An 8,471-nucleotide genomic window follows, 5' to 3' on the forward strand; every position below is an offset into this window, starting at 1 on the left:
CATCTCTATATTTTACGCCGCACAGCGGCGGGGAATTTGACCCGCAGAGATTAAAATAGTCAGACATTAGTCAACTTATTTAGCTACAAATTATAGTTAACAAAGCCTGTTCTTCATGGCTAGTGAAGTCGAATCTAGATTTCAGAAAGTACTATTTTGCAAGTATGCGACTTACTATAAAATTTTCAGCTACCTTCGCACATATTTGGACATGGATATTTTCTTTCTGCAGACAAATAAATCTAAATTATTTATATCTAAACCAAATCTTTTCTTAAAAATTTGCCTAAAGAGTTCCTGGGGATTTTGTTACGAAATTCAACAATTCTTGGAATTTTAAACTCTGCAAAATGTTCTCTACAGTAAGATATAATGTCTTGCTCTTCACAATTACCTAAGTCATTCTTTACAATAACGGCTTTAATAACTTCTCTAGCATTTGGATCTTTGACTCCAATAACAACTACTTCTTTTACTTTAGGATGAGTCATGAGAACATCCTCAATTTCTAGAGGATTAACCTTGCGACCTCCTGTATCAATCAACATTTTTTTTCTACCAGTGATATACAAACGACCAAACTTGTCTTTTTTTCCTAAATCACCAGTTAAAAAACAGCCTTCCTTAAATGCTTGTTGGCTTTGTTTTGATGTATTATAATAACCACTAGCAAGTGCTTGGCTTGCAATTACTATCTCGCCACTCACATCGACAGGTAGTTCTTTGCCCTTATCATCAACAATCTTTAGACTTACATTTTTCATGGGACAACCTACTGAATTATAGGTCTTTTCTAATTGATCGTCTAAATTTATTGAAATAGAGCCTGCTTCTGTACAACCGTACAATTGTCTAACTGGAATATTGAACTTCTGGAGAAACCGATCAAAAACACTTTTTGGTAGAAAATTACCTGCAGAAATGCATAATCTCAAAGTCGATAAATCTACGCAATTGTTTACAGATGCTTGCACTAAAGCTTCAAAAACATAAGGTACAGCAGGGCAAATAGTAATTTGCTCTTTTACCATCAGTTCTAGAACTCTTGAACATCTAAACATAAATGGTAGTTCAGTCGGAGTGCCATTTTGTAAAAACTGCTCTAACATGACCAAAGTAGCGCCATTATAGAGGGCAGCTAACAGACACGTACCTAAACCATAGGCATGATACAGAGGTACTACACACAGAATATTATCTGCTGAGGTTAGACCAACTGTTGCTGTGAAGTTATTAACTTCGTGGAATAAGTTCTTTTGAGTTCTACATATTTTTTTTGGTTTACCAGTCGAACCTGATGAATATTGATAAAGTAAAATCCCTTCAAAAGGTAGACAATTTTCTTCCTTTGCCAGTACTTCTGGAAATTGTCGAATTAGGTCATAGAAATTTATTATCGACTCCTGAACACCATCAATAATAATTAATTTTATTTTCTTACCTGTTGTTTTAATTATTCTACAGCAGATATCTAGTCGCTTAGTATCAGTAATAATTGTACAAACATTACTGTCGTTAAGGTAGTAACAAAGTTCATCTTCTTTAAAGAGGTGGTTGAGTGGTAAAACAATAGCTTTTAGTCTAGCAGCAGCATAAAAGCTAATAATAAATTCAGGACAGTTCGGCAGAATGATTGCAATACAATCACCTTGATCAACACCAATTGAACTTAAACCTTTACATAAACTTCTAGTATTAGAATAAAGCTCTGCATAGCTAATTCTTAAATTATTATAGATGACAGCAGTTTTTTCACGATGCTTTTGGACAGTAGTGGCTAAAGCTTGGTCTAACATTTGAACTTCTCTTATTTGCCAAAATAATTGTTGTTGCTAACACCTAGTGTTCTAATTTAGCAAGCTTCAGTAAAGTAGCTTTCGGGAAACTTTTCAGTAATTAGCATTATAAGTTGCTGTTTTGAAAATACTCCATATGTACGGAAGAGAAGATTGGATTCTGATTGAATATTAAAATAACTAGCTAATTCATTAGCAGGTTCTTTGCCAGAATTAAAAATTTCTTTAAATGTTTCTACTCTGCAATCAAACCAAATTTTTCCAATTGGAGTTTTGGTTCCTAGTAATTTATCTCTAAATTTTTCATCTATTTTTTCAGGAAAAATTAATGATTCTGCATAAATAAAGTTCTTACCACTTTTTTTTCCTCTAAGCAATACTTTTCTGTCAATTATCTCCGTTTTTTGCGTTAGCTCTACAAATGGGATATCTTGCGTTGGCAAAACCAGTTCTTCTGATAATTTCACTATCTGAATTGCTTCAAGTAAACATACTTCCAATATATGCGTTATCGTTCCATCGGTTGTCAGTAGAATCTTTTGAAAATTACTTAGAGTAAATGGATCTATGCGAGTACAACTTAAGGATTGTTGCAGATTGCTCCTCATGGTTAAGGTTGTTACTTGTCTTCTGGGAAGGAGATTTTTTTGTTGCATAAAGCTTATTCTGTTTTGCATAGTGATTAAAGTCCTACTATTGAAAAATCAGGATAGAAAGTTGGGCAGCAAAGATCGCGTTAACTTAACTACCTTCTCCTATTAGATACTTTAGAAGTGCTGTAATTTGGGACTTAATAATACTGTCAACACTTCGCTTTAGGCTTAAGACAAAAGTAATCAGGATTGAGACAATCTCTCTACTTAAAATTAGAGACTTGCAACCAGAGCATCTTTCGTCTTGCACTACATATCTCAACCAAATACTTTTTATTCTCCATATTTAAAGACAGAGATTGTGATATAAGTTACTCAATCCTCAGTAGTATTTTGGTCAATGATTACCTTTCCTTAAAGGAAAGTTGACTTAGGCACATCAAGCTGAGAGTGGCATCCAGGTATCTCAGCTCGATATACTTTATGCCAGAGCAGCTGAGTTTCCAGGAGCCGTAAAGTCTTGCAAAGCTCCTCCGGACTGTGAATTTGAATTGAGCTTGGCTAACCAGCCATCCCAAGAACCAGCATTAGTACCTCCAAGTGAACCATCAGTATTTCCTACAACAAAGAGGCTACCAAAGTTATCAGCAGCAATAGAACCGGCAAAATCGGTGTTAGGAGTGCCAAACTGTTGAATCCATAATTGGTCTCCATCAGTGTTGTACTTAGCTACCCAAGCATCTTTCTCGCCCTTGTTAACGCCCTCCAATACATCGTCGGTATAACCTGTTACGAAGATATTGTCATTTACGTCAATATCTATTGCAAAGGCTTCGTCAGCACCACTACCACCAAACTGTTGAATCCACTCCTGGTTCCCATTAGTGTCATATTTAGCTATCCAAGCATCGTAGGAGCCAGCATTCTCTCCTCCCAAGTCTCCCAAAGTCCATCCTGTAGCGTAGCTATTACCCTGACTATCGACAGCGATATCCCAAGCGAATTCGTAATCACTACTCCCAAACTGTTGAATCCACTCCTGGTTCCCATTAGTGTCATATTTAGCCACCCAGGTATCATAGGCTCCAGCATTCCCTTCTCCTGTCAAGTCTCCCAAAGTCCATCCTGTAAGATAGCTATTACCCTGACTGCTAACAGCAATACCATAACATTCATCAAAAGAGTTAGGATCGCCAAACTCACTAAACCACAAATGGGTGCCATTAGTATCATACTTAGTCACCCAGAAATCGTCTTGATAACCAATTACTCCTCCCGCTTTGACAGTGAACCCTGCCTGGTAAACATTGCCATCATCATCAATATCAATAGCCAAAGAAGTATTAATAATATCGGTTCCATACTGTTGAATCCACTTCTGGTTCCCCTGACTGTCATACTTGGCTACCCAAGTATCACTACTTGCTCCCTGCCTAGGACCAGCTAAATTGCCCTGGGTAACGCCTGTTATATAGGCGTTTCCTTCTTGGTCCGTGGCGATGTCATATGTCGTGTCAAACTCGGAACTACCAAACTGTACAATTCCTGCCAGATTACCATCGCTGTTGTATCTTGCTACCCAAGCATCACGAGAGCCTATGTTGCTGTCGCTACCTGGAATGGTACCTAAGTCACCGGTGGTACCTCCTACTAAATAGACATTTCCCGCTCCATCTGTAGACACGCCACTTGCGATATCAAACTTACTAGTTCCAAGTTGCTGGGCTTTATTGAGTACTGGTCCTTCTGGTGGGGTATCCCCTACAAACTGGAAATAGTTACCGTTTAAATTCAAATCAGAAACAAGGGGCACAAAAGCAACAAAGTCAGAGTTATTTCCCTCCTGGAACGATATTGCTGTTCCAAGGCTCGATTCAACCAATTGATAGTCTGCTGATGTACCGTGTAGCTGAATCACATCCTGACTGGGATTGAAGTTCAAAGCTACAGCAAAGTCGTAGTTGCCGTTATTAGCATAGTAGGGTTGTTGCCAATCACCCAAAAAGAATTTGTTTGCGAAACTACGGGCTGGACTTGGAGATAAACCTGGTACTTCAAAGTCTGCGAGAAAGATATCGAATTGTAGTTGACTAGAGTTATCAGCAACAGGATCTAAACCAATAAGGACATCATTTCCATAACGACCGGCAATTAGTTGATTTTGTCTAAATCCAGCAGCAAGATCGCTACCAGGAGTATACAAATTTAAACTAACCTGCGGGATATTAACGTTGTTAGTATTACTTCCTTGATTTTGGATGATTGTTTGTAGCGATGTATTAAAATCATCCTTAGGCAAGTATTTTTGGGTTAATGCTTCAAGGAGTCCATTTTCTGTTGATTTATTTGGGTTATTCACTACAATTTCCTCTTGTTGCAAGCTATAAGTTAAAGTTTCATTAGTTGCACTAATTTTTCGGTGCTGTCGAACAGACAACATTTTGAATACCAAATCAAATTTTTGGTTAAAGATGCTATTACTAATGACCGTTCTAAGTTTTCTAATCAATTGAGAAATGAAAGTAATAATCTAGGGAAAACTAAAGTAATACTCTCAGTACTATCTAAGTGCCCACCACTGATGTTGTCTATACAGAAAAGTTCATACTTTAAACAACACTCACAAATATTTCTATGCCGATACAAACGCCTGAACTTTTATGTATTGACAAGCTCTAGCCTTAACTTGGAGGATACTAGCAGTACATATCCTAAAGTACGACTTGTTTTTCCTGGGAGCTTTAAATAAAAGTTAGTTGTTTTATCAACCCTTAATTTCCCTACCTAATTAACGCAGGTTTAGCTTCAAAAAAAATATTTTTGAGGGTCATGGAGCTAATTATAGCTTTTACTTAGCCTCTTTTACCCAGCAGCTATTTTTTAATTATGACAAACTCTCACACTAGAAAACTAAAGATAGGAATCTATGACTATAACTATTAAAACATCGTTTATTCGTAGGCTATATTTACATCTGCTAAACGCCTATTCACGCTATATTAATCGTTTTTCTGTATACCGCATAGCATTTAGATATTTTATTAAAACACTAGTAATTGTAGGAACTAAAACGCTGGACATGCAATTTCCATCTCGAGTGACTGGTGGTTGGTGGTGGACATGGCGCTGGCGTTGGGAGATGATTATGCAGTGGCACGAATACGAAACGGTTCAATGGTGTCAGCAGCTAGTTAAACCAGGTATGGTTGTCTTAGACATAGGCGCTCATATCGGCTATTTCACCTGGTTATTTTCTGACTTAGTTGGACCGAGCGGAAAAGTAATTGCCTTTGAACCCTGTCCCGAAAACTATCCATTACTACTGCACAACATTAAAGCCCGAGGATGTCATGTTGCAGAGCCAGTTTGCGTAGCGCTCTCAGATGAGATTGGAGAGGTAGAGCTGTTTATCTCTAAGGGGAATACTACACATAGTCTGAACAAAGAATTTACTCAGAACCAGGAAGGGAGCGTTAGGGTTAGAAGTACTACAGTCGATGCATACATGGCAAATGTGAATCACCTACCAGTAGGATTCGTGAAGATAGATGTTGAGGGCGTGGAGCCTCAAGTCTTAACTGGGATGATGGATACAATTTATAGAAACCCAGAACTAGTGATGGTAGTTGAGCTGAATCCCAAGGCTCTTGAGGCTGGTGGGTATAGGGCAGAGGAGCTTATTGCTCAACTGGAAGCTTTAGGCTTTGTACCTAAAGCAATAAAAGAGGATGGTGAACTTGTTCCACCATTTGAAGATTCTTCCAGAAAGGTACAAAACTTACTTTGTCTTAGAGCTTCATCACAAGTAAAAATATCACTATATTAGCCTAATTTATGACAAGTGAAAGAGAATTTTAATCTAAAATTGAATTCGTTTTGTAGGAGAAAATATTATGAGCAAAGTTGTTTCTCTTGGAAAAATTGGGCTTGATACTCCGCTAGATAAGATTCAGTTAATTCGATTATATGGGGCAATTTTAGAGTCAGGTTTTGATGTATATTTTCCACCAGAGGCTGAAGAAGTTTTACAGCATTTAAGTAAGTATTTTAATATCAAATATCATCTTGGAATACAAGGAATTCCCTTACTTAAAGACAAAGTGACTATCTCACACGCCAAACCTCAGTGCAGGATAGGATCGCTTACAAAACCTTTAATATTTCCGCATGAAATGGTAATAAAATGCCGAGCCAAGTGGAATAAGGAACGCAAAATTCACTTTTTATTTTGCGGTTTATTGACTGAACAAAGAAAACAATGTTTGGATTCTTGGACTAGAGAAAAATTTGGCTATAAAAACATTTTTTTGAGTAATCAGCAACCTTTACAAAATCTACTCCAACGCTTTTACAAACAAATAGTCGATTATTATAACTGTAGACATATTTATCAAAATGTAGGTCTTTACGTCTTCTCATCAACTAGAGGTCGAGAGTTCCCCATAAAAGTATGGGATGAAGATTATTATAATCTCCTTTCCAATTCACAATTTGTTCTCTGTCCAGATGGCAACTATACCTGGACTTATCGTTTTTTTGAATCTATCTTATGTGGAGCAATTCCTATAGTTGAAAACACATGCAGCATCTATGATGGCTTTGAGTATTTTTCTGTAAAAGACTCCTTAAACAATCTCATATACTCCAAAGAAATTGTAGAACATAATTTTTCTAGAGCTAGAGAAACCCTCACAGTACCACACGAGAATCTAAATAGTTACCTTTTAGAGATTTTGAGATATAAACAAAGTAATAAAGCAGAAGTAGGTGAACTAGAACAGACAGTTACTTAGGTTTTCGTTGTAAGGAGGAAATATGAAAAGAAAAGGAGTTTTGATTTGTGGATACTATGGCAACTATAATCTTGGCGATGAAGCTATGCTGACTGGGATGCTTAAGCTGTTACAGCAACACGATCAATGGCGAGTTACGGTCTTTTCTAAGGACACTCAGGACACTAAGACCCGTCACTCTGTGGAAGCAATCCATTATCAAAGTGGTGAGTTCAAAATTCAACATAACCTGACAATGCTGCAAAATCAGTACTTCATTCTAGGGGGTGGTGATTTGCTGCGGGACAGTGTTAACAACTCCAAGGCAGAACGCTGGTTACGTCCTTTACAGCGGGCAATCAGGCTTCGCCTTCGCACTCTCGTTCTTGGAATTAGTGTTGGCGAAATCTGGAGAAAGGAGACTGAGAAGATCATTCCTCAAGTTCTCGATCAAGTCAATCTCTTGGCAGTTCGCGATGCAGATTCTAAAACTCAATTGGAAAAACTGGGCGTTCGTAAAAATATTCACGTTATGAGCGATCTGGCATTACATGGTTTGCCAGAGATATCCCCTCACTCAACTCACTTGGCTCGAGCAATTCAAATTGGCATTACGGTTCGCCCATTAGTTGGGTCTGGGTACTCTACAGATGTAAATGCATATTCTAAATTCCAGCAGGAATTAGCAGCGATCGCAGATTTTTTAGCAGAACAGTGTGGAGCCACAATCCACTTTCTCCCCTTTCAGGCTCTCAAGAAAGGCTATCATTCAACTGATGACGATCGCATTGGTATCTTAGATATCCTCCGCTACAGTCGTTGTTCAAGCCAATTCGTCGTTCATCCCTATTTTGAATCGCTGCAATACCTGATACAACTAATTAGTCAGTTAGATTTAACAATCGGTATGCGCCTCCACTCACTAGTTCTATCAGCTGGATTAGGTGTACCAGTTATAGCAGTAGAATATGCTTCCAAAGTGCGAGGATTTATGCAGGAGATTGGTCAAGTCGAGTACTCGATTCCTATAGAATGCTTTAATCGCGAACAGCTACTCCCAATCATTAGAAATATCCTGAACGATCCATTAACGGCACGTAAGCATGTAGGGGCAGGAATTAAAAACTACCGTCAAGGCAGATCAAGAATACAACAGATTTTAGCACAAACATTAGTATGATTTCGCTTTTCTAGTGATTCATGCAACAACTCTATTGTAGAGAAGCTAAGAGAGATATGAACTTCTTGCCTGATTAGAGCGTGTTTCTAAATAAAAGATTAAGTGAGAGGAGATAGTAGAGCAGTCAGGA

At 37.9% G+C, this 8,471-nt stretch carries 6 protein-coding genes; 3 read left to right on the forward strand and 3 right to left on the reverse strand.

Annotation, left to right across the window (positions count from 1 at the left end; genetic code table 11):
* Positions 1–257 precede the first annotated feature (257 nt).
* From NIES1031_RS22965 to NIES1031_RS22975, 3 genes are all read right to left on the reverse strand, one after another.
* A complete protein-coding gene (locus NIES1031_RS22965; RefSeq protein ID WP_073551751.1) occupies positions 258–1,796 on the reverse strand; it encodes a class I adenylate-forming enzyme family protein in 1,539 nt (512 codons plus the stop codon).
* 56 nt (positions 1,797–1,852) lie between these two features.
* Entirely contained in the window at positions 1,853–2,473 is a 621-nt protein-coding gene (locus tag NIES1031_RS22970; protein ID WP_236738964.1) for a chorismate--pyruvate lyase family protein, read from the reverse strand.
* 397 nt (positions 2,474–2,870) lie between these two features.
* Positions 2,871–4,829: an SBBP repeat-containing protein gene (locus NIES1031_RS22975; protein ID WP_084544454.1), complete on the reverse strand. Its 1,959-nt coding sequence runs from the start codon at positions 4,827–4,829 to the stop codon at positions 2,871–2,873.
* Positions 4,830–5,315: 486 nt separating this feature from the next.
* On the opposite strand from NIES1031_RS22975, the gene NIES1031_RS22980 reads away from it, so the two are divergent.
* The 3 genes from NIES1031_RS22980 to NIES1031_RS22990 all read left to right on the forward strand — a co-directional run bounded on the left by NIES1031_RS22980 (position 5,316) and on the right by NIES1031_RS22990 (position 8,341).
* Positions 5,316–6,215, forward strand: a complete 900-nt coding sequence (locus tag NIES1031_RS22980; protein ID WP_084544455.1) for an FkbM family methyltransferase — start codon at positions 5,316–5,318, stop codon at positions 6,213–6,215.
* Between the two features lie 67 nt (positions 6,216–6,282).
* Positions 6,283–7,182, forward strand: a complete 900-nt coding sequence (locus NIES1031_RS22985; protein WP_073551753.1) for an exostosin family protein — start codon at positions 6,283–6,285, stop codon at positions 7,180–7,182.
* Between the two features lie 22 nt (positions 7,183–7,204).
* On the forward strand, positions 7,205–8,341 hold the full coding sequence (locus NIES1031_RS22990) for a polysaccharide pyruvyl transferase family protein (protein ID WP_073551754.1): 1,137 nt from the start codon (positions 7,205–7,207) through the stop codon (positions 8,339–8,341).
* The last annotated feature ends 130 nt before the right edge of the window (positions 8,342–8,471 follow it).

Source organism: Chroogloeocystis siderophila 5.2 s.c.1, from assembly GCF_001904655.1.
Classification (GTDB): domain Bacteria; phylum Cyanobacteriota; class Cyanobacteriia; order Cyanobacteriales; family Chroococcidiopsidaceae; genus Chroogloeocystis; species Chroogloeocystis siderophila.